Here is a 22799-nt window from a genome sequence, read left to right on the forward strand (position 1 = left end):
AAAAAAAACCCCGCTAATAGCGAGGTCAATTTTTATATGGGAAACTTAGCCCATAACAATCTTGATACTGGCACCACAGGCCGCCGCGTATCGTTCAAGTGTTGTGACACTGGCTTTACTGGCGTTTTTTTCTAATTTACTTACGGCTGGCTGAGTAATCCCCATACGTTCAGCGACTTGGGTACTATTGATACCAGCTCTGCGGCGCAGATCAGCCAAAAGTTCCTGTAACTCTTCCTCTTTCTTCTCTGCAAGATAAGCGGCCATTACATCAGGGTTCTGTAAGGCTTTAGCCTTCACTTCAGCATAAGGGATACCTTTAACTTTCATCTGTCAGTTCCTCCAGTCTCTTTAATGCTAATTGGATCTCTGCCGGTGGCGTCCTAGGTGTCTTTTTAACAAACGTGCGCAAGATATATATCTTTTTCCCTTTAGCGAAAGCAAAAAAGGTACGTGTAATATCTTTTTTACCCGCTCTTAACTCAAAAAGGCCATCTTGAATAATATCCGTATGTGGATAACGCAACTGATTACCTTGGGCCTCAAGTTTATCCAGTGCAGCAAACGCTTTCCCTTGCATTGGACTATCAAGATCCAAAATTTCCTGCTGTGCTTCCGGGTGAAAAATCAATTCAAACACAAAGCGGCCTCTTTTCCGTATACCATTATTTATGAATGTGCCACCCAACACTTAGCACCATCGTAATCATTCCCACCTTCGGCAATAAAAACGTTCTCATCGACATCAACGGCAATTACGCCGGGCCGCTCATGCTGTGCATCACGAAGGCAATTTTTCCAACCATAAACCTGACCATCCCAAATCATCACAATCCCTGAATTGGCATGTTCAACATTCTGTGTACGCCACCGCTGCGCAATATCAACATAGCTCATAGTATAGTCTCCAGACTCATCAACTCACTAGGGTAATCATAACCTGTGAGCTATCATAACTCAAGGGTTATGCATAACATAAAAGCTATGATGGTGATCTCTTCCTACACAAGTATTGATCCTGAAAGATCGGAAAAAGGATCAAGGCGTAACAGGGCAGAGGCTACGCCATTAGTAATAGGGGGGTAACTTGTCTCAATAGATCTAGGCTGATTTAGCGGCCATTTGGCCATGACAAGTAATAGGGGAGGGAGTTGTCTCACTGCCTGATGGTTTGCCCAATCTGTACCATTTAGCGCGGCTCATTCCTAACACTTCCCACGGTTTCTGTTTAGTCAGTGAATTAGCTTCGTAAACATCACGCTCAACGGCTCCAGCAGCTCTGCGGCGTTCCTCGTCACGCTTTCTGTCTCGTGCGCGTCTACGCTCTAACGCTTCATTTTTAGAAATGATAGTTTTTAGCTGGCGTTGCTCTTCATCTGTAATTTGAAACAGGTTGATTAGAGTGTCATTTTTTGGCGTGTAGAGTGGTGAAAATTCCTTGCCCCCGAAAGATACCTTCTCACCGGCTTCATACTGCTTTGCTTTGCTGTACAGCGTCATTAACTCTTGTGAACGGTAAGACCATGCAGGGGAGATCTCCGTGGCCAGTGCGGCCGCTTCGTGATACATCTGCGTTGAATTTGTCGCCCCGGACAACAGCAAAAAATTAATACGCCAAAATAAATGACGCATCCTTTCCCCTTCCGCTAACCCGCCGCGCAGCTCGTCCAGCTTGCGCAAATCTTCAAGCCTATCCCATGCAAGCTGACGACCGCTAAAACCTCTGAGGTTGCTTTGTCGGCCTCCGGGCAGCAATTGAAGTTTCTGTTCTGCTTTTGTCTGGCGTTGCTTTTCAATATCCCAGCGAGCCACCGGCAATAACATTTCAGCAAGGTACTCGAAGTTATAACGGATTGGTGCGCCATCACGTTCTAGAACGCTTACTACACGGCAAATATTGCCGCTCTTAGTGTTAACCGTATTAACCAATCGTAAAACCCGGCTGGCGTCTTTAGCTGCGGGATCAGCCCCTAGCGAGGAAAGCTTAGATACTAAATGCTTTTGGCAAGCATTCCAGCGCGGTAGCGCGGCACGTGGCAAGGTTCCTTCAAGTAGCCATTTAGCCTGAATACCACGCCCGGAATAGACCATAAAGGAGGGTTCTGGTATGCCTTCTTGTTGACAGAAATAGTTGATTGCAGCGGCCAAAGCTTCAGGTGTTCTACCCTGCGCCCAACTCATCTTGTAGGTATCTATATCGACAAAAAGCAACCCCAAACGTAAGAGGTTTACTACACGCCGGTTAGGACGCATAAATTCAGCTTGGGTTATCCATGTATCGCGTGAGGTATCGACCATGCTAAGAACGGTGGCCATCTCACTTAATGGGTAAGAAGATTGGCGTTTACCCGTTGGCCACTGAGCCAGTACAGAAAAGAAACCATGCCGCCCGGAATTGTGATAAGTCTCCGCTTCGTCGGCTGGATTAAAAAGCGCCAGTTGTGATATAGCCACGTCTACCCCTTAGACTTGCCAAGAGGCACAACACCGCTATAATAGAGGTGTTGTAACCCTTAGCCTATGTCAGGCAATAATAGTTGTGTTGCAGCCTGCCAGCTTTAGAACACAACTTTGAATTTTAAGCCCCGTTTGTTGACCTTCCCGCCAAGTCGGATCAGCATCGGGGTTTTACCTTTTTAGGCCGCCAGTAATTGAAAAGGGCGCGCCTTATCTATTCTGCTGCGGCGATCTTCTGAATGCAGTGCATCCCATAAATCGACTTTCTTCTGCAAATCCAGCCAAAAATCAGGATTGTTACCAAAGACTTTTGCAAGGATGAGCGCGGAATCTATTGTTATGGCCACTTTTCCATGACAGAGCTGATTAACGTGCTTTCTCGTCCATCCGGTATAGGTGGCCAACGCCGTTTGGCTAATTCTGTTCGGTTCCAAGAACTGAGAAAGCAGAACGTCACCCGGCGTTGCCGGTCTTAATACTTGTGTCTGGTTCATGCTTCACCTCGATAATCAAAACGGTACAGATTGAAGTGTAACCTATAAGGTAAACATGTCAAACTGATCTTTGTTTTGGATTGCACAATCCAAAAATGAGATAATTTAGCTGAAATGACCTCTATTTAACATAATGGATCTTATCGGCACCACGCCGAGAAGGTTCGCCATAAAAGCGGTACATAAGCCGTGAAAGGTACAGTTTTCTATGCGGAAAAGAGGGTAGTTTATTGTTACTGACTTGTTACTAAATGGAGGTTTTCCATTTGGCCATTGATTTTGGTCGAAAGGTTTATTTCTGGCGTTTTTTACTTCTGTAAAGCTGCAAAACCTCTTCGGCAAAATCATCATCAACAATATAGAAGTAGCACTCTGGTACATCGAGGATGGCAGCAATTGAGCACACCATTTCAAAGGTAGGTCTGTAAGTGCCGGTTTCGTACTGAGATATACGCGATCTGGCCGTGGTTTCGTCTAGGCCCGCAAGAACGCCCAGCTTCTCCTGAGAAAGCTTTGCTTGCGTCCTAATGGGTTTGAGTCGGTAATTTATCATCACATGCGCCACTGATATTAGTTGACGGCATGTTTAGCATTACTTTACAGTGCTTATGTTTAGAAATACTGGACAAACAAACCTTTTTATGCCAACCCAGGGTCACACTACAGGAATGTTTAGACCGTTTTTTGTTACTTTTTATGATATGTATTACGGGGTCAGCTTGGTGAGAACTAAATCATAGAGCCAAGCAAGAGCCGTAGAAGCAAGGCCAATTATGATGAAGCCCGGAACCATGGAACGGTCGCTAAAAATAACGAGACAGAGAACCACGCCAATAAAAGCCATAGCAGATGTGGCAATCAACAACAGGCGAACTGGCAACCGTAGCCACAACATAATGAGAAAGCTTAGGGAGCGCAAAACGCTTCCTAAGCCTTTTGCCGCCGCCCCAGCGATCCACTTAGCTTTCGTAACACCACTATCATCATCATTAGAAGCTACACCCCCACCCGGACGAATCGGAACAACGTTACTTATCGGCTTCCGGGTTTGGTCACTTAACCCTTTGAATGTTCTCATCACAATCCCCTTTTTGTATAAATCCCATACGCTAATGATAGGCCAAAATGGCCTACCCATCAAGAAATATTCGACTATTTTTCGTGCATACGAAGGAAAATCAACTCTTCCATTATCATCAATATTGTGTATATTGATTATCGAAAGATGCAATTTTGATAAAAAATGAATTAAGGAGAAGTACCATGAACACGGTAAAAATTATCGCTGTAGCCTTGGGGTTGACTCTTATTTCTGCCATGCCAGCCCAAGCAAAAGACCCTTGTAAAGCGGTTTTATGCCTCGCGGGTATGCTGACCGGCAATGACGGCGGATCAGAGTGCAAATCAGCAGTTAATGATTACTTTTCGATAGTCAAATTCAAGAAGGGCAAGTTCAAAAAAAGCGCAACTAAAGAAGCTCGCGGCGCTTTTCTACAACAATGCACCAGTGAGGATGAAGGCTGGATTAACAAAATAAATAGCGCCTACGGCACTGTTCGTAAGGGTTTCTAACCTTCTTATGGCGTTTAAAACTAAGGGGATGTGATGGAACTCTTTTCAATATTGGCAACCTGCGCCGCTTTAACTTTTGGTACAGGTAGCCCAGCAGAACAGGCTTACCCTGTTAGTGAGCAAGAATGTAAATCAGCAGCGGCGATGTATCGTGAGCAGTTGCAAAAAGTACAGCTCACCGATCAGGACAGGGATGCTATTGCACGTGTTGCCATAGCCGAAGCGGCCAATCAAGGTGATTCGGGTTTAGCTGGCGTTGTGTATACGATTATTAACCGGCGTCTTAGCGGTCAGTTTGGCCAGACTGTGACGGACGTAGTAAACAGCCCTAAGCAATTTGAGCCAGTTAACAAAGTTGGTGGTGACTGGAAAAAGTTACCTTCCGTAACCGTTTCACAATATACGCAAGTACAGACCATCATCAATTTGGCGTTAGAAGGTCACTTGCCTGATATTACCAATGGTGGGTTATTTTTCCAGAACCCCGCAATTGTAGCTGACAGAGAAAAAGCAGGAAAAGTATCTAAAGGTTTAACTAATTTCGGTGGTTCCGCACCATCAGCGATCATTAAAGATCATGCCTTCTACGCCAGTATTAATAAAGGTGGCCCGTCTAACTCTTCCCCGGTTCAATTAACTGCTTCCGCTGTGCCTGAGCCTAAAAAATGGGATGTATACGGAACTGCAAAGTTCCAGAAAAATAGTAACGCCGAATGGAATGTATTTTCTAAAAATACGCCATCCAAAAGCGTTTATCAAAATGAAGGGGTGCAGCCATGAAATTAATGATTGTGGAATCTCCGGGGAAAGTTAAGAAAATACGCGAGATCCTTGGCGATGGTTGGAAAGTCGCCGCCAGTGTGGGCCATGTCAGAGATTTACCAGAAAAAGATATTGGAGTTGCCGCACCTGACTTCAAACCAACGTATGTGGCCACTGAGCGCGGCAAAGAGGTTTTGGCCAAGCTTAAACAGGACGTTCAGCATAGTGATGCTGTTTTCCTCGCAACTGACTTAGACCGGGAAGGGGAAGCCATTGCATGGCATCTGAAACAGGCGCTACGGCTTGAGAACCCGCAGCGGGTAACGTTCGCTGAAATCACCCCTCGCGCTATCAAAGCAGCTCTGGCGTCACCAAGGGCAATTAATATTCCTATGGTAGCCTCACAAGAAGGGCGAAGAGTCCTTGATCGCCTTGTTGGTTACATGGTTTCGCCGCGCCTGTCAGAAATGAGTGGGCGACAAGGGTTATCCGCTGGCCGGGTTCAAAGCCCCGCCGTTCGTATTATTCTTGAGCGTGAACGTGCAATTCAAAACTTTAAGCCTACCTCCCATTTTGGCGTAAGACTTAATTTTGCAGGAGATTGGTTTGCTGAATGGGATGTAAAACCTTTCTTGGCCGAAGGTAGCGAATATTTCATGGATGAAGGCTTTGCTAAAGAAATAGCCGCCATCCGGGAAGTTGACGTTATTTCTTATGAAGAGAAAAACGCATCAAAAGCACCTCCTGCGCCTTTTATCACTTCAACATTACAGCAGGCGGCATCTAATAAATTAAAGATGAAGCCAAAAGCAACAATGACAACCGCGCAAAAATTATATGAGCAGGGCCATATAACTTATATGCGTACCGATAACCCCAACCTTTCTGATGATGCTCTGGTTGAAATATACCAACTCTGCAAAGCAAAGGGCTTACCTATGGCGTCTAAACCTCGCACATGGAAAGCAAAAGGTGATGCACAAGAAGCGCATGAAGCTATACGACCATCACATTTTGACGTTGAAGAAGCAGGGAGTACGCCAGAAGAAAAAGCTCTCTATCGCCTGATATGGGATCGCGCTGTTGCCTGTCAATTAGAATCAGCTCGCTACGCCGTTCGCGTGGCCCGCTTCCGGGCTACTGACAATAGCGGCGAAAAACCAGTTGAGTTTGAGGCTGAAGGCCGAACGTTGACGTATGCCGGATGGACAACGTTGTTTAAAGACGATACCGAAGCCGATGATGGCAAAAAGGAAGAGAAACCTAAGAACCCGATCCCTTCTTTGCAACGTGGCCAGCACCTCACCGCTGAAAGTGGGAAGGTATTAAGTAAGACAACCCGCGCCCCCAGCCGCTTTACTGAAGCGTCACTTATCGCAGAACTGGAAAGGTTAGGCATTGGGCGACCAAGTACATACGCGGCGATTATGGAAAACATCATGCGCCGTGGTTACGTCAAATCGGATAGCGCAAACAAATATCTTTTGCCTACTGAAACCGGTGCATTAGTTATTGATGCTTTGGTTAAAGGCGGCTTTAGCTTTATCGAGTACGACTTTACACGCGCTATGGAGGGCGAGCTGGATAAAGTCGCCCATGGCCAGACATCTTACAAAAACGTTGTTGGCTCTGTTTATGAACGTCTGGAATCAGAACTTAGCCACCTGAAAATTGACGTTGCACCTCAATACCCCTGTCCAAATTGCGGCAAGGCTCTTTTCCGCAAAAAAGGGGCTACCGGCTTCTTTTGGGGCTGCTCCGGTTATCCAGATTGCTCTACCACGTTACCAGATACAGCAGGGAAACCGGGGAAACCAAAGCCCAAACCAGAAGCTTCAGGCTTTAAATGTCCTGACTGTGGAAAGCCTCTTATCCGGCGTAAAAAACCAGCCACCGGCGGCAAAAAAGGGTATGACTTTTTCGGCTGCTCTGGCTACCCCGGTTGCTCATCAAAATTTGATGCTGTGAACGGAAAGCCAAACTTCGAGAAAAAGTAACATCAAAAAGTAGTGTTATGATTATCAATATGCTATATTTTGATTGTGCCGGTGGGGGAGGAATGAAGAAAAAGACTTTTTGCGCAAAGCATTTAAAATGTTCTCGAACTTTGGAATCCCCAATCGAGAATATTGACATGAACAACGAAACGATAACAGAACCAGAACTGATTGATAACCTTGGGAATCAGTCAGTAAAGAAGATGATGCTGGTACAGGGTGAAGATGGAAAATTTAGCATCCGCGTACAGCTTTCGTGGAAAGGAGGAGATCTTTTATTAGAGACACAAAGGAAGACGCCGCGAGTGTGGTCGAGTTTAGACAGGTTAGTGAAACACATTAACAGTAAGTACGGGAAAGTCCCGATCATTGAGTTACAACTTATGGAGTAATTAAAGCATGGCAAATGTAAAAACCTTCACCCGTCAGATTGCCTCTACCACTTGGCTAATGTTGGGTTTGATGATGTTACCGGGTTTCGCTCACGCAGCCGGTGGCGATCCAATTAACCAAGGGCTTCAGTGGTTAATTGATCTCTTAACGTCAGGCATTGCCCGTTCTTGCGCAATCTTAGCGATCGCCGTATTGGGTTACTTAGCATGGGCCGGACGTCTTCAAGCCCGTAATGCTGGGTTTGCTATCGGCGGTATCGTGCTGGTATTTGGTGCGGCGTCTATTGCCGACGCAATCATTGCTGTAGTCCAGTAAGGAGAGCGTCATGGCATCAGGAAAAGATGTTCTCTTTGCCGGTGCTACACGCCCCTCACTTGTGTGGGGCGTAACATACGAGGCAATAATTTTCTGTATCGCTACAACTGGAGTGATTTTTCTCGCTGCAAATAGCATTTGGTTGTTGCCTCTGTATGTTCCTTTACACGGTGCTTGCTACCTAATTTGCCTGAAAGACCCCCGTTTTTTCAGGCTCATATCTTTATGGTTTGCAACTAAGTGCCGTTCCATTGGGTGGCGTTATTGGGGTGCGGCTACGGCCTCACCACTCGTTAGCACTCGCAAAAGAAGGAAAATGCCAGAATGAGTAATGCAACTGCGACAAAATCACGCCAATGGGTGAATGAAAACTCTGTTGCTGAGTTTATCCCTTATTCTGTTCACCTTGACGAAAACACCATTAAAACTACCAGTGGCTATTATCTTCAGGTAATTAAGATTGATGGCCGCGCCCATGAAAGTGCAGATCCAGAAGATGTGATTAACTGGAAAGAACAACTTAATGGGCTGTTGAAAAATATAGCCTCACCAAATATATCTCTTTGGACAAACATTATTCGCCGTGAAGAAAATACATTTCCCGGCGGGGAGTTTGAAGAAGGTAGCTTTGCTGAACAACTAAATAACAAATACAAAAATCATGTTGGTAAAAATAACATGATGGTAAACGAGCTGTATCTTACAGTTCTTTATCGCCCTTCAGGTATTCCCGGCGTTAATCTCCTTCAGCGTTTTGAAAAAAATGTTGAATCTATTAAACGTATACAGGCTGAAGCTATTGAAGGGTTACACGAAGTGGTTAACACCGTCACCAGTAGCCTAAAACATTATGGGGCGCGGGTTTTAGGGTGTTATGACAGAAAGGGTATAAAAAACTCTGAAGTATTAGAGTTTTTATCTTACCTGATAAATCTTGAGTGGATTCCTCGCGCTTTACCTCGCAAGGTACTCTCTGAAGCGTTGCCTTTTGATCGTCCGTTCTTTGGTGAAGATGCCTTTGAAGTTAGGGGCGTCACTGAAAGCACCGTGGGCGCAGTCCTGAGCATTGGTGAATATCCAGAAGGCACCGAAGCGGGCTTAATGAATGCGTTCTTATCCGCGCCATTCCCGTTAATTTTGTCGCAGTCGTTCAACTTTTTAAGTAAGCCGGTTGCGACTGAATTATTAGGCAGAACACAACGCCGAATGAAAAACGCCGGTGACTTTTCCAAAACGCAAATGGAAGAGATCGACGACGCACTTGATGATTTAACTTCAGGCCGTCTTGTATTCGGTGAACATCATTTAGCCCTAACGATTCTGGCCAAAGATGCGCGAAGCCTGAAGAAAAATCTTTCTGACGCTAAAGCCGAGCTGGTCGATTGCAACATGATCGTGTCGCGTGAAGATTGGGCTATAGAGTCTGCTTTCTGGTCTATGTTGCCCGGAAACTTTAAGTACCGGGCAAGGCCAGCCCCCATAAGTTCACGTAATTTTGCGGGGTTTTCCTCATTTCACAACTACCCAACAGGCCGCAGAACCGGCAACCAGTGGGGGCCATCGGTAACGCTACTTAAAACTACTTCTGGCGCTCCCTATTATTTCAATTTCCATAGCGAGTTAAGCGCCGAGAAGGCCAGAAAACTAGCGCAACTGGAAGCGGAAAAGGGGGCGGGTAGCATTCAGGAAACAAAAGAGGAACAAAAAGCCCTAGGGAATACGTTAATTATCGGGCCTTCAGGCTCCGGTAAAACCGTAACACAAGGTTTCTTGATGGCTCAAAGTAAGAAATTTAACCCTACTCAAATTATCTTCGATAAAGATCGTGGGTTAGAAATCTATGTAAGAGCAGAAGGCGGCGTTTATTTGCCTTTTAAGAATGGTGCCCACACTGGCTGTAACCCGTTCCAAATGGAACCTTCCGAAGATACTTATCAGCTCCTTGAGCAGATAGTTAAAAAATGTGCCGGGGGTTCCTTCACGACCGTTCAGGATACTGACATTAGTAATACCGTTCGCGGAGTTATGCGCCTGCCGAAACACTTACGCCGGATCTCTGCCTGCCTTGACTTTATGGACCCAACAGATCCAGAAGGTGTAGGCGCTCGTCTGGCCAAGTGGTGTGGCAATGGAACATTAGCTTGGGTATTCGATAACGAAACAGACGACATTGATTTTAGTAATAACACAATGTTTGGTTTTGACGTTACGGACTTCCTTGATAACGCCGAGATCAGAACGCCATTAATCATGTATTTGTTCCATCGTATTTCTCAAATTATTGATGGCCGTCGAATGATGATTTTCATGGATGAGTTCTGGAAATTATTGTTGGATGAATATTTTGAAGACTTTGCACAAAACGGCCTGAAAACCATCCGTAAATTGAACGGGTTAATGGTGTTTGGCACTCAATCAGCTAAAGACGTTCTTAAATCCGCTATTGGGTACAGCATCATTGAACAGTGCGCAACGATGGTCTTTATGCCTAACCCTAAAGCTGATTGGGATGATTACGTTAAAGGCTTCAAACTTACAGAACGTGAGTACCAGTTAATCAAAACCGACATGGCCCCCGGCTCTCATCAGTTCCTTATTAAGCATGGCCATAATTCAGTGATCGCCAAGCTCGACCTTGCAGGGTTTAGCGACGAACTAGCCGTTATCTCTGGAACGGCTGACAACGTGGAACTATTGGAACGCATCATGCAACAAGTAGGGGATGATCCTAAAGTCTGGTTGCCAGAGTTCCATAAACAGCGCGTAGCTGCCTGATTATTAATGGAGAATACAATTATGAAACTGAAAAAATTAGCGTTAGTGCTGGCCATTGCAGGAAGCCTTAATGCCGTTAGCTATGCTGGCGTTCCTGTGAGTGTAGTTGCAGACCCGCAAGCATGGACAGCACATCTTGAGGACATGGCCAAATATGTTGAGCAAATTAAACAGCTTGAAAACCAGTTTAAACAGCAGGTTAAACAGTATGAATCCATGACCAGCGCACGTGGGTTGGCTAATGTAATCAACTCCCAATATGACACTGACGCCCTGAGTGGCATCAATACCGACAGCATTTTACGTGATAGCGGCATTAATTCAGCCAGTGATTTTAAGCTTCCTGAAGACGTGGCCGAACTTTACGACACGGCAGCAAAAAACGCCGCCACCTATGCTGGCCAAGCTTCCCGCTCGCTTGAACAAGCACAATCTCGTTTTACTGAGCTATCAGGTTTGGTACGCCGGGTAAATACGGCAACCGACCCCAAAGAAGTGATGGATTTAAACGCGCGGATTGGGGCCGAACAAGCCTTTTTACAAAATGAAGTTGGTAAGTTGCAGGTTCTCCAGCAAACAGCGCAGGCAAACGATGCGTTGTACCAACAGAAGGTTAAACAGATGGCCGTTCAATCATCTGGCTCACTGCGTAATGTGAACTGGTAGAGGCAACTATGTTTTTTTCGTGCGCACGAAAAATAAGCGCGGTGTGTCTGGTAAGCCTTGCGCTTACCGGATGCTTCGACAAAGAAGAAACGCATTCCGTTGAATGGTTCTCTAACCACAATGCAGAACGGGCCGAAACCGTTAAGCGTTGTAGTGATAACCCCGGCGAGCTTGGCAATACGCCAAACTGTAAAAATGCCATTGCTGCGGAACAAAAAGCCTCTAGTGGCTCATTGCGCCACATTAATAATTGGTAAGGGAAGGGGGCGGTTATGGGTACGGGAACAAACTTATTTGTCCGTATTTTTGCCAACGTTGACTCGGCGTTATCAACCTACATTACCGATACGGTCGGTAATGTAATTGGTTATGCCTCGCCACTGTTCACCAGCATGATGATCGTCTGGATTGCCATGTGGGGCATTCTGATGATGTTCGCCAAAGTTGATGAACCGGTACGCGATGGCGTCTTTCGCATCATTCGTATTGGTGGGATTGTCGCGCTGGGCTTAACGGTCGGTACTTATATGGATGTGGTCGTTAACGTCCTACAAAAAGGCCCGGAACACATTTCAGCGGTGGTTTCCGGTACAACGGGAACAACAGCCGACACGCTGGATGCGCTCTTTACCAAAATATTCAATGTGGCCAAAGCTGCATGGGATAAGGGCGGGGTCATGAACGGAAACTTCGGTTTGTATCTGATAGCCCTGATTGTGCTGGTTGTTGGGTGTGGATTGACGTTGTTTGTGGCGTTCTTGGTCTTGTTGTCAAAGTTCATGATAACCATCCTGCTAGGGATTGGGCCACTGTTCATCATTGCACTGCTATTTAACACCACGCAGCGTTTCTTTGAAGCTTGGTTAGCGATGGTATGCAACTTTGGCATTCTGCTGATTCTTTCGGCATCGGTAGGTTCGCTGATGATCTCGTTAGGTGACACCTACATTTCAAAGATGGCACCAACAGAAAGCGCAGCGGCCAATATGGCTAACTTAGGGGATGCGGCGATGTTATGCCTTGTATTTGCGCTTTGCATTTTAGTGGTAAGGCAAGTTCCTTCTATCGCTTCAGCATTAGGCGGCGGTGTGGCCATGGCCACGCAAGGCGCGTTCGGCTCTGCCATGAATGCGTTACGGCCAACAGCAATGAAACGCGGTATGCAGAACGTTAACCGAGAAGTTAAGACGACTCAACGCGCCCTGACTTCCCCCGTTCGCGGTGGTCAAGCGGCTTATGCCTCCTATCAAAAACGCTTTGGTGGTAATTCAGTCGCACAAGGATAGTAGTGAAGCCTTTTTATTGTACATAAAACGCACAAATCGAATGATGAAGGGGAAATTCCCCTCATCATTTTTTTGCGTTATGATAATCAAAATGGTATATTTTGATTATCAATGCAACGCAACTTGATAAGGAACGATTGAATGAAGAAATCTCTAGCAGTAATCGCACTCACTTTCACCCTTGGGGCTTGCACTCTCACGCCACCGCCACCGGCTGAAGCTGTAGACGATGGGCGCGGCATGGTTCCGATTAACCCGGCAATGGTTACGCAAGAACAGATTAATGCCGTCAGCTCGAAGTACAAGGACGTAAATAAGAAACAGGTTCAGCAACTGAAGGAGTTTGCGCATGGCCAATAAAAAAGCAGCCCCTGCCAAAGAAAAAAAAGTAACCGACAAGGATTACTTTGATGAGGCTAAAAGCTGGGATGAATCTGAGATTGTCAGAGAAAAGAAATCAGCCCGTAGAGCTTGGTCGGCATTTTGGGCTATGACTGGTGTTGTAATTGTTCAGGCGATTGCAATTTCTACAATGATGCCTCTAAAAACAATTGAAAATTCAATTGTTCGCGTTAATGACACCACCGGCGAAACGGAGGTGATCAGCAACCTGAAAAACATGGATGAGACTACCGAACAGGTGATGAGCCGTTACTGGTTGGCTAAGTATCTTCGCCACCGCGAAGGGTATCACTGGAACACCCGCGAAGATGATCGCCTTCAGGTTGGCATGTTGTCAGACGGGGCCATTCAGCAACAGTACGCTGATTACACCAATCCCAAAGTTAACCCTTACGCGCCAATCAAGATTTATGGTGAAACCACTGAGGTTGATATTAAGGTCAATCCCGCCATTACATACCTAAACGGTAAAGGTGGAGTGAAACCAGAGAAGGGCGAGAAGGATCAGTTCGGTGAAACGGTGTATACAGCGTTAGTACGCTACACGGCCACCGTGAAGAAAGACGGTGAAATGCCAGCAACAACCCATTGGGCCGCTACTGTCTCTTTCGTCTACCGTAAAGAGCCAATCAAGGTGGATGATCGCCTGATAAACCCGGTTGGTTTTCAGGTTATTAGCTACCGTAAAGATCAGGAAGGGGGTTAATTATGCTTTCGCTTAATAAAACCACCTTATCAGTTCTTCTCGTTCTCGGCATTTTTTCTTCTACGGCGTTTGCGCTTGAAGTTCCAAGAGGCGGCGCTTATGACAAACGAGTCAAGTTCATTTCATACAACCATGAGCAAGTTGTTAAATTGATTGGCCATTATGGCTATTCAACAGATATTCAATTTGCCCCCGGCGAGAACGTCACCAACATAGCAATGGGCGACCCGGACGCTTGGGAAGTTGCGCCAGTAGAAAACCATATCTTCATTAAGCCAACCGGCGAACAAGCCACCACAAACATGACGGTTTTAACTGACCGGCGCGTATACACGTTTGATTTATCCGCTACTGGTAAGAAAACCGGCGATATGTATTTTCAGGTAAATTTCCGTTATCCGCAGGACGAAGCGGCGCGGCGTGTAGCTGAAGAAGATGCTCGCAGACTGAAAGAACGGATGAATGAAAAAGCGCCCAACGCTTGGACAAACTGGAACTATTGGGTATTCGGTTCTCGTGAAGTATCCCCTTGGCGTGCTTATGATGATGGCCGTTTTACCTACTTCAAGTTTTCCGGTAATACCTCGATCCCCGCTATCTACATTAAACATGCTGATGGCTCTGAAACACTTCTGAACCCAACGATGGATTCCGATCACCCGGATACCATGATTGTTGAAAAAGTGGCTCCTAGGTTTGTTTTACGCAACGGCAAATATATTGCCAACGTCTACAACGAATCTTTCAACCCTCATGGATTAATCAATACCAGTGGCACAACGTCACCCGGCGTTAAGCGTGTAATTAAGGGAGGGGCGCAGTAATGGCTAAAGACCGCGACGACTTAGATACAGAAATCGAACAGGAAGATGCTGATCGTGGTATGCCCTCGATTTCCAAAAACAGGAAAACCGGTAAAGCCTCCGGTATTGGTCAGAAAATCGTAGCTGTAATCATAGGGATTATCGTTATTCTGGCGTTAATAGCGGTGAATGGTGGCTTTAAGGGTAGTGAAGAAGATAAACCGCCTAAGCTCACCGGTAACACCAGTGTAGCCAACCGGCTTGGCCCGCCGCCTTCTTTACCGCCGCCGCCAGCTCCACCAAAGGCTGAGACGCCAAAAGAAGATCGGATGTTGAATACAGGGCAAATAGCCCCGCCGCCGCCGTCTTCAGCTTCAGGAACTGGTGGCAATGGGAAGCATGAACAGACACCAGACGAACGCAAGCGGGCAAGCTCTATTCTGGCGTTTGGCAGTATTTCTAAACCTCAACAGCCCGGACAAAAAGCAGGTAATGGCCAGCCCGTTCAAATGGCCGGTGAGGTACAGGAGGGTAATAGCTCACTATCTGAAACTGACCGCGCTGATAGTCTTTCTAACCGGCTTAAAGGTACTGAGGTTAGCGGTAGCAGGGCAAGCCTCTTAGTAGACAGAAGTTACTTTATCACACAAGGCACTTTCCTTAATTGTGCGCTGGAAACGGCTATTAGTAGTGATGTTCCCGGAATGACCGCCTGCCGTTTAACTGATGATGTCTACAGTACAGACAAGAAAGTTTTGCTACTGGAAAAGGGTTCAAAAATTGTTGGCCAGTATCAAGGCGGCATAAAGAGAGGACAGGCGCGGATTTTCGTTCTCTGGACTCGTATAGAAACGCCTAAAGGGGTGTTGGTCAAACTGGATTCACCGGGTACTGATGCCCTCGGCCGCTCTGGTCTTGATGGCTTCGTTGATACGCACTTTTGGGAGCGGTTCGGTAGCGCCATTATGTTGACCACGGTTGATGGCCTCATTACCTACGGGGCTAATAGCGCCAACAATGGCAGCAATGGCAACCAATACAACTTTGGTGATACCGCGCAAACAGCGCGAGATTCAGCGAGCATTGCGCTGGAAAACTCAATCAACATACCGCCAACGTTAACCAAAAATCAGGGTGACAATATTTCTATCTTTGTAGCTCGCGATCTCGACTTCAGGGGGGTGTATGACCTTAAAGCAGCCTACTAATGCTAAAGGTTCATCACTTTTGGAGTACCTTCGGGTACTCCAGCCCTTTTTAAACGAAGACGGGGTTACTGAAGTGGTGGTTAATAAACCCGGAGAGGTAATTACTGAAGGCCGGAAAGGGTGGCAGTTTCATAACGTACCAAAGTTAGATTTTGCTGCTTGCGCTGACATATCAAAGCTTACGGCCACTTATTCTGGCCAGTCATTTGACGAGCGTAAGCCGATTGTTTCCGCAACATTACCCTACGGCGAACGTATCCAGATTGTGCGGCCACCGGCGACACTGAGCGACCGTTACAGCCTGACTATCCGTAAACCCTCTGACGTGATCAGAACGTTGGATGATTACGAGCGTGACGGTGCATTCGATCACATCGTAACGGACGCTGTAGGGCTGCGTGACTTTGAGCGAGAACTTATTGAGCTGAAGAACGCCAGACGCTTTAAAGAGTTCCTCACGCTGGCGATTAAACATCGCCAGAATATTATCGTTTCCGGCGCTACTGGTTCAGGTAAAACAACGTTCATGCGTTCATTGCTCCAGCTTGTACCCGATGATGAAAGACTGATCACCATCGAGAACGTAGACGAGCTGAAGCTATACCAAACACATAAAAACGTTGTGCCTCTGTTTTACAGCGCCGGTGGCCAAGGTATTGCTGATGTGACCCAGCAGCACCTTTTAGAAAGTTCTCTTCGCATGAAACCAGATCGTGTGTTTGTTGCCGAGTTGATACGTGGCGATGAGGCTTTCTATTACCTGCGTAACGTTAACAGTGGCCATCCGGGATCTATAACGTCTATGCACGGCACTAACCCACGAATGGCCATAGAACAGCTTGTTTTGTTCATTAAGGAAAGCCAAAGCGGCGGAACAATGTCACGTGAAGATATTAAACAGCTTCTGTTTAGTTGCATCGACATTATTGTTCAATTCCAAAACCATCAAGGCCGTCGATATATTTCGGAGATCTATTATGAGCCAGAGTTCAAACAAAATATTTTGGTGGCTTAAAATCCTGCTGCTGATTAGCTTGCCGCTTATCTTTTTGGCGGTAGCGGCTTGGATTGGCGGGGCTATATTCATGGCCGGTAATGGATACGAGGCCAAAGATGCTACTCCCCTGACGCTATACCAATATTGGTACTATTACGGTGATATACCTAAAACTAAGCTATGGCTGATGGGGTCTTTAGTTGGCGGTTTAATTATTACCGCGTTGCCTTGCTTGCTGCCACTTCTGCCGAAGAAAACCCCGTTGCATGGTAACGCTCGCTGGGCTAACAGTCGTGAGATCCGCGAGGCTGGTTTATTCAGTGATGATGGTATTATCGTCGGCGTAAAAAAAGGCTTTATGGGCCTTTTCATGCAGTACCTTGTATTTTCCGGTTCTCAACACGTTTTGATGGCCGCGCCAACTCGTTCAGGCAAGGGGGTTAGTATCGTAGTCCCTAACCTTCTTTCATGGCGTGATAGCGTTGTAGTTCTGGATATAAAACAGGAAAACTGGGATATAACTTCCGGCTTTCGCTCTCGTCATGGCCAAGACTGTTTTTTGTTAAATCTTGCGCCAAGGGATTACCGTTCGCACCGCTGGAACCCACTCTTTTATATTTCTGACGATCCCAATTTTCGCATTAACGACATTCAGAAAATTGGTCAGATGTTGTTTCCCAAGATTGAGAATGAAGCGCCAATTTGGCAATCATCGGCCCGTTCTCTTTGGTTAGGTATGGTGCTTTACCTCATCGAGACGGAAGAGCTGCCGGTAACAATGGGTGAAGCCCTTCGCCAGTTAACCATGGGTGATGAACGTCTGGCTGAAATTGTCGAAGCCAGACAAGAATCTGAAACCCCTTTATCAGATGAATGTTACTTAGCTCTAAAAGAATATTTAGATACGCCAGATAAAACACGTGGTTCTGTCCGTAAAGGTTTTACTTCGGCGTTAGAACTTTTCTATAACCCGGTGATCGATGCCGTAACCAGTGGTAATGACTTTGATTTGCGTGAACTGCGTAAGCGCCGCATGTCTATCTATGTTGGCATTACACCGGACGATTTAGAACGTTTGGCCCCGCTGATTAACTTATTTTTCCAGCAAGTCATAGACCTGAACACGCGGGAACTGCCGGAGCAAAATCCCGACCTTAAATATCAGGTATTGATGTTAATGGATGAGTTCACGGCCATGGGCAAAGTTAACATTCTGTCAAAAGGCATTAGCTATGTTGCGGGTTATGGCTTGCGAATGCTGCCAATAATCCAAAGCCCCGCGCAGTTACGCGAAACCTATGGCCATGATGCAGCGGAAACATTTATTGATAACCATGCGTTACAAATAGTTTTTGCGCCAAAGAATCTTAAAATTGCCAAAGAAGTTTCAGAGTCTCTTGGTACTAAAACAGTGAAAGCCAGATCCCGCAGCCGTTCTACTATTGGGAGGGCAAGCGGTTCAGAAAATACCAGCGAAACTGGCCGCGCGCTGTTAATGCCTCAAGAACTTAAACAGATGGGAAAAAGCAAAGAAATTATTCTGTTAGAGGATTGCCCTCCGATCCAATGCTCTAAAATTACTTGGTATAAAGACCCCACTTTTGAAGCCAGAGGTAATGGCCGTGATGGCGTTAAATTCCCTTCCCCGGAAGTGACAATTATTGACCCAGCCAACAGGCCAAAAGGTGAAGTTTCCTTTATGAGCAACCGGGTTGAACAGGCTGAAGAGACAAAAACCGAAGTTGTGGAACGTGCTGTTACCGTTGCTGATATTGAAAATATCGACAAGCTGAATCTTGATGATTTTAGTTGTGATTTTTCAAAGGTTGAAATCCCTAAAGGGGATATTACCGATGATGCGATGGACGACATAGTTAATCAATTTTTCTCTGGCTTAGAAGCTGCTTAAAGGAGTAATTCACTATGAATGAACCAAACTTAGCAACTAAGAACACCGTCCTTATCGTCAGTTTTGAGGAAAGGAATGAAGCTAAAAAAGCGGCTGGCAAGTTAGAGAACGGCGAAAACGCTTTAGGCTTCGATGAGGAAGCGAAACACTGGTTTGCTAAACCGGGTGCAGACCTGAGCAAGTTAAGCAAATGGCTACCAGATCAGCATAAAGGTAATCCAGTGCAGGATAATAATCCGGCTGCTGAATTTGGCGCTACGTTAGCTGAAGCAGGCTTTGAACTGGATGGCCTGCCGGTGATGGATGGTAAAAAGCACCGAGTCAGAACGGCTGACGATAAAAAAGGCGAAAAGACCGGGGTTTATGCGGGCTATTTAGACGGCGTTCCGGCTGGGTGGTATCAGGATCACCGAATCCATGACCAGCCCGTTAAATGGGTATCGACTGGCCAGCAAGTTGACGCCGAAGCCCAAGCCCATTTACGTGCTATTGCGGCCCAAAACCGCATTGATAGAGAGAATGCCTTACAACGACAGTATGCGCACAACGCCCGGAGATCTGGCCAAGTATATAACGCGATGCCGGTTGCTGACGGTAGCCAAGAATATTTGGTTAATAAGGGTGTAAAGGCATTCCCCGGCGTTAAGGCTGATAAGAAAAACCGGGTGGTTATTCCACTGGTCAACGAAGAAGGCGAAGTTCGTACCCTGCAACGTATCAGCGCCAATGGGTTCAAGTCGCTGAAGAAGAACGGCCAGAAAACCGGTAATTTTTTTGTTGTTGGTGGTGAACTGAAAAACGGCGAGCCGGTTCTCTATGCTGAAGGTTACTCAACGGCGGCCAGTATTAGCGAAGCCACCAATCGCCCGGTAGTAATGACCGTTGACGCGGGAAACCTGCCTAAAGTTGCCGACAAGCTTAAAGATAAATACCCGGATAGCTTGCATGTTGTGCTTGGCGACGACGACCGCAAAAATGCCGTTAACAAAGGGATGGCCAAAGCTGAAGAAGCGGCCACTATCGCAAATGGTGTTTTCACCGTACCGGCGTTTACCGCTGAAGAAAAAGAACGCGGTTTAACTGACTTTAACGACCTTCACCAATCACGCGGGCTTGATGCCGTTCGCGATCAGGTTGAAGGAATCATTACTGAACATACTCATAAGGCTGAAACAATGGCTGATAAAGAACATGAGGCAATAAATACAGGCCCGGTGATTACTGAAAATTTTGAAAGGGAAATGGACGCTGCCCTTAATGTGAATCATTCCTCTATAGATTTAGAGCCGTATCAATCTGAAGAGGATGAGTATGCGGAGTATATGGATCAGTATTACGGTGAACAGAACGCCGCGCCAGTTCCTGTAGCCGCTGCCGAACAGAACGCCGCGCCAGCTCCTGTGGCCGCTGCCGAACAGAACGATGATGTAGAAAACAGCATCGAGCCACATATAGAACAGGAAAAGGCCCAAACGGCTGATGATGATGTAAGAGCATGGTTATCATCATCACGTGTTTCTACTGCGGATATGTTAGCTGAAGACGATGAACGCGAGGGCCGTAAACGCGAAGAGTTCAAGCAAGTAGAGCCTGACGCTGAAGAGCCAGTTTTTAAACGCCAGTCGCAAGATCAGGATTATTTCGAAGACAGCTCTTATAAACCTGTAGTGCCAGATAGAGTGGCCAAGTCTTATATTGAGGTTGAAGGTAAATATTATTTCCAAAATCGCCCGGACTCACTGGCCTTTGTGGACAAAGGCGCGAAGCTTCAAACCAAACTGAGCAATAGCCAAGTAGCCGGTTCCATGATTGATATTGCTGAAGCACGTGGCTGGACTGAGATCCAAGTAAAAGGTACTGAAGATTTTCGGCGTGAAGCATGGTTACAGGCTACGGCCAGAGGACTAACCGCCCATGGCTACAAGCCAAAAGAAGAGGATTTAGCACGGCTGAAAAAAGTAGCCGGTGAGCGCAACATTAACGAAGTTGAAGCGCGTGAAGTTGCTGATAACGTGAAAACGTCACCTTCTGCCCCTTCCGGTACAACGTCAAAAAATCAATCCGAAGCCCCTACATCCAAAACCGGCACCACTGAGTCAAGCAGTACGGCACAAGGCAAAAATGAGGGTGCTAAAGTTGAAGCTGAAGAAAAGGTTAACAAGCTGGCCGGTAAGTTGGTAGAGCATGGCGCGGCCCCTTATGAACATAAGAAAGACAACAAAGATAATTACTATGTAACGCTGGAAAACGCCGATGGTAAGCAAAGCACAACATGGGGTGTTGATTTACAACGTGCCATGGCCGAGAGTGAAGCTCAACCGGGTGATCATGTTGAGTTAGAAAACCTTGGCCGCAAAGCTGTTACCGTTGAAAAAGATGTTAAAGACGAAACGGGCAAAGTAGTCAAAAAGGAAACTATCAATACGTTCCGTAATAGCTGGCAGGTTAAAGCTGATGCCATTCGTGATCAGGAACGCCCAGCGCGAGAAATAGTTAAAGAACATCCCGATTTAGTAAACGAAATTACAGCGGTTAAACTGGCTGAGAAAGTATCTCAATCAATGAACGCTGACGACAAAGAACGCTTTATGAGCCGCGTCCGTGACAAACTAGCGGATAAAGTGGCCAGTGGCGAAAAAGGGCCAGAACTGAAAATCAAAGAGGTTCAAACGGTCGATAACCCGCGGGTTAAAGATACCGAACTGGAACGCTGATTTATCGTTAACTACCATGGCCCGGACGCTTTTAGCTCCGGGCTTTTTTATAGGGTAATAGGCATGAACAATAAAATACTGGATCTGAATATACCGGGCCGTGAAATTGAGATGAGCCGCCAAGAAGCTGAAGAGTTAGGCGCATTTGAAGAAAGCGCCTTATCTGAAGCTGATGCAAGAGAGGCGATTGATATAGAAGACGAGCAGGAGGGTTAACCGATGGCCAGAGGTGACGACAAAGAGAAGAAACCATTCTATGAAGAAATTGCTGATCGTCTGATCAAACAGCTTGAGGAAGGAACCGCGCCATGGCAAAAACCATGGGAACCGGGTTCAAGCAGAATGCCGCATAACCCGGTTAGCGGTACTCGTTACAAGGGAGCCAACGCCCTATGGCTGGCTATGCAACAGCGTACAGATCCCCGCTGGATGACGTATAAGCAAGCCCAAAGCGTGAATGCGCAGGTTCAAAAGGGCGAAAAAGGTACGCTGGTTCAATACTGGAAGTTTACCGACACAATCCCCAAGCTCGACGATAAAGGGAAACCGGTACTGGATGATAACGGTAAGAAAAAAATGATTACCGTGAAACTTGATCGCCCAAAAGTCTTTTCCGCAGTGGTATTTAACGCGGAACAGATTCAAGGCTTACCGCCATTAGAAGTTAAGGCAACAAAACCCGATTGGGAACGCCATGAACGAGCCGAAAATATCTTGCAGGCCATGAGCGTACCTATCAAGCATGATCAAGCTGATGGCGCATTTTACCGCCCTTCTACAGATTCGATACACCTCCCGGAACGTAGCCAATTCCCCAGCGCCGATAATTACTATGCCACTGCATTGCATGAAGCTGGCCATTCAACCGGACACAAAAGCCGTCTGGATAGAGATTTAACCGGGCGATTTGGTTCTGAGTCCTACGCAAAGGAAGAACTGAGAGCTGAAATAGCCTCTTTGATGATTGGCGATGAATTGCAAATAGGCCATGCCCCCGGACAACACGCCGCTTACGTTAAAAGCTGGGTGAAGGTTCTAAAGGATGATCCCAAAGAAATACTGAGGGCAGCAAAAGACGCTGAAGCTATTAGTTCCTACCTTTTGAGCCATGAGAAAGAAAAGGCGCAGGAAGCCCCTCAAAACGCACCAGAAAGCGATACAGCCCCAAAAGAGGGGAATGATAGCGCATTGCCTTTAAAACTCGCTGAGAAGCTTGCAGAGCGTTTTAACAACGCAGAAGATCGGGCTAAATTCATGGAAAAGATACAGTCCAGACTTACCCACGAAAAACCAGATACGGAAATAAAAATAAAGGAAATTAATACGGTTGTAGTAAGCAAAAA

General features: G+C 46.4%; 25 protein-coding genes and 1 pseudogene. 19 read left to right on the top strand and 7 right to left on the bottom strand.

The features are described from left to right. Nucleotides 1-45 precede the first annotated feature (45 nt). The 7 genes from LGZ99_RS19815 to LGZ99_RS19845 form a co-directional block, all read right to left on the bottom strand. Nucleotides 46-330 (bottom strand): helix-turn-helix domain-containing protein, encoded by a 285-nt coding sequence (locus LGZ99_RS19815; RefSeq protein ID WP_015505619.1) that lies wholly within the window; start codon nt 328-330, stop codon nt 46-48. Further along, the gene (locus LGZ99_RS19820; RefSeq protein WP_024211443.1) at nt 320-640 is read right to left on the bottom strand and encodes a type II toxin-antitoxin system RelE/ParE family toxin; all 321 of its coding nucleotides are present in this window, start codon (nt 638-640) and stop codon (nt 320-322) included. The genes LGZ99_RS19815 and LGZ99_RS19820 overlap by 11 nt, the downstream gene beginning before the upstream one ends. Before the next feature lie 29 nt (nt 641-669). Beyond that, nucleotides 670-897, bottom strand: coding sequence for a hypothetical protein (locus LGZ99_RS19825; RefSeq protein ID WP_015505621.1), 228 nt, complete (start codon nt 895-897; stop codon nt 670-672). Between the two features lie 204 nt (nt 898-1101). Next, on the bottom strand, nt 1102-2454 hold the full coding sequence (locus LGZ99_RS19830) for a hypothetical protein (RefSeq protein ID WP_058661450.1): 1353 nt from the start codon (nt 2452-2454) through the stop codon (nt 1102-1104). Nucleotides 2455-2636: 182 nt separating this feature from the next. Continuing rightward, nucleotides 2637-2951, bottom strand: coding sequence for a HigA family addiction module antitoxin (locus LGZ99_RS19835; protein ID WP_015505594.1), 315 nt, complete (start codon nt 2949-2951; stop codon nt 2637-2639). 292 nt (nt 2952-3243) lie between these two features. Continuing rightward, nucleotides 3244-3504, bottom strand: coding sequence for a helix-turn-helix domain-containing protein (locus LGZ99_RS19840; RefSeq protein WP_058661448.1), 261 nt, complete (start codon nt 3502-3504; stop codon nt 3244-3246). A 153-nt stretch (nt 3505-3657) separates the two neighbouring features. Then, nucleotides 3658-4029 carry a hypothetical protein gene (locus LGZ99_RS19845; protein WP_201525670.1) on the bottom strand — a complete coding sequence of 124 codons (372 nt, stop codon included), beginning with the start codon at nt 4027-4029 and terminating at the stop codon, nt 3658-3660. Nucleotides 4030-4214: 185 nt separating this feature from the next. Between LGZ99_RS19845 and LGZ99_RS19850 the strand changes: the two genes are divergently transcribed. The 19 genes and pseudogenes from LGZ99_RS19850 to LGZ99_RS19935 form a co-directional block, all read left to right on the top strand. Next, complete coding sequence (locus LGZ99_RS19850; RefSeq protein ID WP_001098859.1) at nt 4215-4523, top strand: TrbM/KikA/MpfK family conjugal transfer protein; 309 nt, start codon at nt 4215-4217, stop codon at nt 4521-4523. 33 nt (nt 4524-4556) lie between these two features. Next, nucleotides 4557-5303 (top strand): cell wall hydrolase, encoded by a 747-nt coding sequence (locus tag LGZ99_RS19855; protein WP_262979495.1) that lies wholly within the window; start codon nt 4557-4559, stop codon nt 5301-5303. Next, nucleotides 5300-7282 (top strand): type I DNA topoisomerase, encoded by a 1983-nt coding sequence (gene topA, locus LGZ99_RS19860; RefSeq protein ID WP_036983237.1) that lies wholly within the window; start codon nt 5300-5302, stop codon nt 7280-7282. The genes LGZ99_RS19855 and topA overlap by 4 nt, the downstream gene beginning before the upstream one ends. Nucleotides 7283-7419: 137 nt before the next feature. Then, nucleotides 7420-7674: a hypothetical protein gene (locus LGZ99_RS19865; protein WP_072204770.1), complete on the top strand. Its 255-nt coding sequence runs from the start codon at nt 7420-7422 to the stop codon at nt 7672-7674. Between the two features lie 7 nt (nt 7675-7681). After that, nucleotides 7682-7990, top strand: coding sequence for a TrbC/VirB2 family protein (locus LGZ99_RS19870; RefSeq protein WP_000024420.1), 309 nt, complete (start codon nt 7682-7684; stop codon nt 7988-7990). Nucleotides 7991-8000: 10 nt separating this feature from the next. After that, on the top strand, nt 8001-8318 hold the full coding sequence (locus LGZ99_RS24915) for a VirB3 family type IV secretion system protein (protein ID WP_000146200.1): 318 nt from the start codon (nt 8001-8003) through the stop codon (nt 8316-8318). Continuing rightward, nucleotides 8315-10765 carry a VirB4 family type IV secretion/conjugal transfer ATPase gene (locus tag LGZ99_RS19875; RefSeq protein WP_262979496.1) on the top strand — a complete coding sequence of 817 codons (2451 nt, stop codon included), beginning with the start codon at nt 8315-8317 and terminating at the stop codon, nt 10763-10765. The genes LGZ99_RS24915 and LGZ99_RS19875 overlap by 4 nt, the downstream gene beginning before the upstream one ends. A 6-nt stretch (nt 10766-10771) precedes the next feature. Beyond that, nucleotides 10772-11431 carry a TrbJ/VirB5 family protein gene (locus LGZ99_RS19880; protein ID WP_262979497.1) on the top strand — a complete coding sequence of 220 codons (660 nt, stop codon included), beginning with the start codon at nt 10772-10774 and terminating at the stop codon, nt 11429-11431. Nucleotides 11432-11439: 8 nt separating this feature from the next. Beyond that, the gene (locus LGZ99_RS19885) at nt 11440-11688 is read left to right on the top strand and encodes an EexN family lipoprotein (RefSeq protein WP_000466217.1); all 249 of its coding nucleotides are present in this window, start codon (nt 11440-11442) and stop codon (nt 11686-11688) included. Between the two features lie 15 nt (nt 11689-11703). Then, nucleotides 11704-12717: a TrbL/VirB6 family protein gene (locus LGZ99_RS19890; protein WP_029741800.1), complete on the top strand. Its 1014-nt coding sequence runs from the start codon at nt 11704-11706 to the stop codon at nt 12715-12717. Nucleotides 12718-12858: 141 nt separating this feature from the next. Continuing rightward, nucleotides 12859-13077 carry a hypothetical protein gene (locus tag LGZ99_RS19895; protein WP_000748928.1) on the top strand — a complete coding sequence of 73 codons (219 nt, stop codon included), beginning with the start codon at nt 12859-12861 and terminating at the stop codon, nt 13075-13077. Beyond that, complete coding sequence (locus LGZ99_RS19900; RefSeq protein WP_015505602.1) at nt 13067-13825, top strand: VirB8 family type IV secretion system protein; 759 nt, start codon at nt 13067-13069, stop codon at nt 13823-13825. The genes LGZ99_RS19895 and LGZ99_RS19900 overlap by 11 nt, the downstream gene beginning before the upstream one ends. A 2-nt stretch (nt 13826-13827) precedes the next feature. Beyond that, the gene (gene virB9 / locus LGZ99_RS19905; RefSeq protein ID WP_063407024.1) at nt 13828-14649 is read left to right on the top strand and encodes a P-type conjugative transfer protein VirB9; all 822 of its coding nucleotides are present in this window, start codon (nt 13828-13830) and stop codon (nt 14647-14649) included. After that, nucleotides 14649-15836 (top strand): type IV secretion system protein VirB10, encoded by a 1188-nt coding sequence (gene virB10, locus LGZ99_RS19910; RefSeq protein ID WP_021265621.1) that lies wholly within the window; start codon nt 14649-14651, stop codon nt 15834-15836. Before virB9 ends, virB10 begins: the two co-directional genes overlap by 1 nt. Next, the gene (gene virB11 / locus LGZ99_RS19915; RefSeq protein ID WP_000172959.1) at nt 15814-16851 is read left to right on the top strand and encodes a P-type DNA transfer ATPase VirB11; all 1038 of its coding nucleotides are present in this window, start codon (nt 15814-15816) and stop codon (nt 16849-16851) included. The genes virB10 and virB11 overlap by 23 nt, the downstream gene beginning before the upstream one ends. Continuing rightward, nucleotides 16814-18742 (top strand): type IV secretory system conjugative DNA transfer family protein, encoded by a 1929-nt coding sequence (locus LGZ99_RS19920; RefSeq protein WP_036983226.1) that lies wholly within the window; start codon nt 16814-16816, stop codon nt 18740-18742. The genes virB11 and LGZ99_RS19920 overlap by 38 nt, the downstream gene beginning before the upstream one ends. A 14-nt stretch (nt 18743-18756) precedes the next feature. Further along, on the top strand, nt 18757-21456 hold the full coding sequence (locus LGZ99_RS19925) for an LPD7 domain-containing protein (RefSeq protein WP_248402836.1): 2700 nt from the start codon (nt 18757-18759) through the stop codon (nt 21454-21456). Nucleotides 21457-21519: 63 nt separating this feature from the next. Continuing rightward, on the top strand, nt 21520-21672 hold the full coding sequence (locus LGZ99_RS19930; protein WP_015505607.1) for a hypothetical protein: 153 nt from the start codon (nt 21520-21522) through the stop codon (nt 21670-21672). A 3-nt stretch (nt 21673-21675) separates the two neighbouring features. Then, nucleotides 21676-22695, top strand: a pseudogene (locus LGZ99_RS19935) (ArdC family protein); the annotation flags it as partial. Nucleotides 22696-22799: the final 104 nt, after the last annotated feature.

The organism is Photorhabdus temperata, assembly GCF_025384845.1.
GTDB lineage: Bacteria > Pseudomonadota > Gammaproteobacteria > Enterobacterales > Enterobacteriaceae > Photorhabdus > Photorhabdus temperata.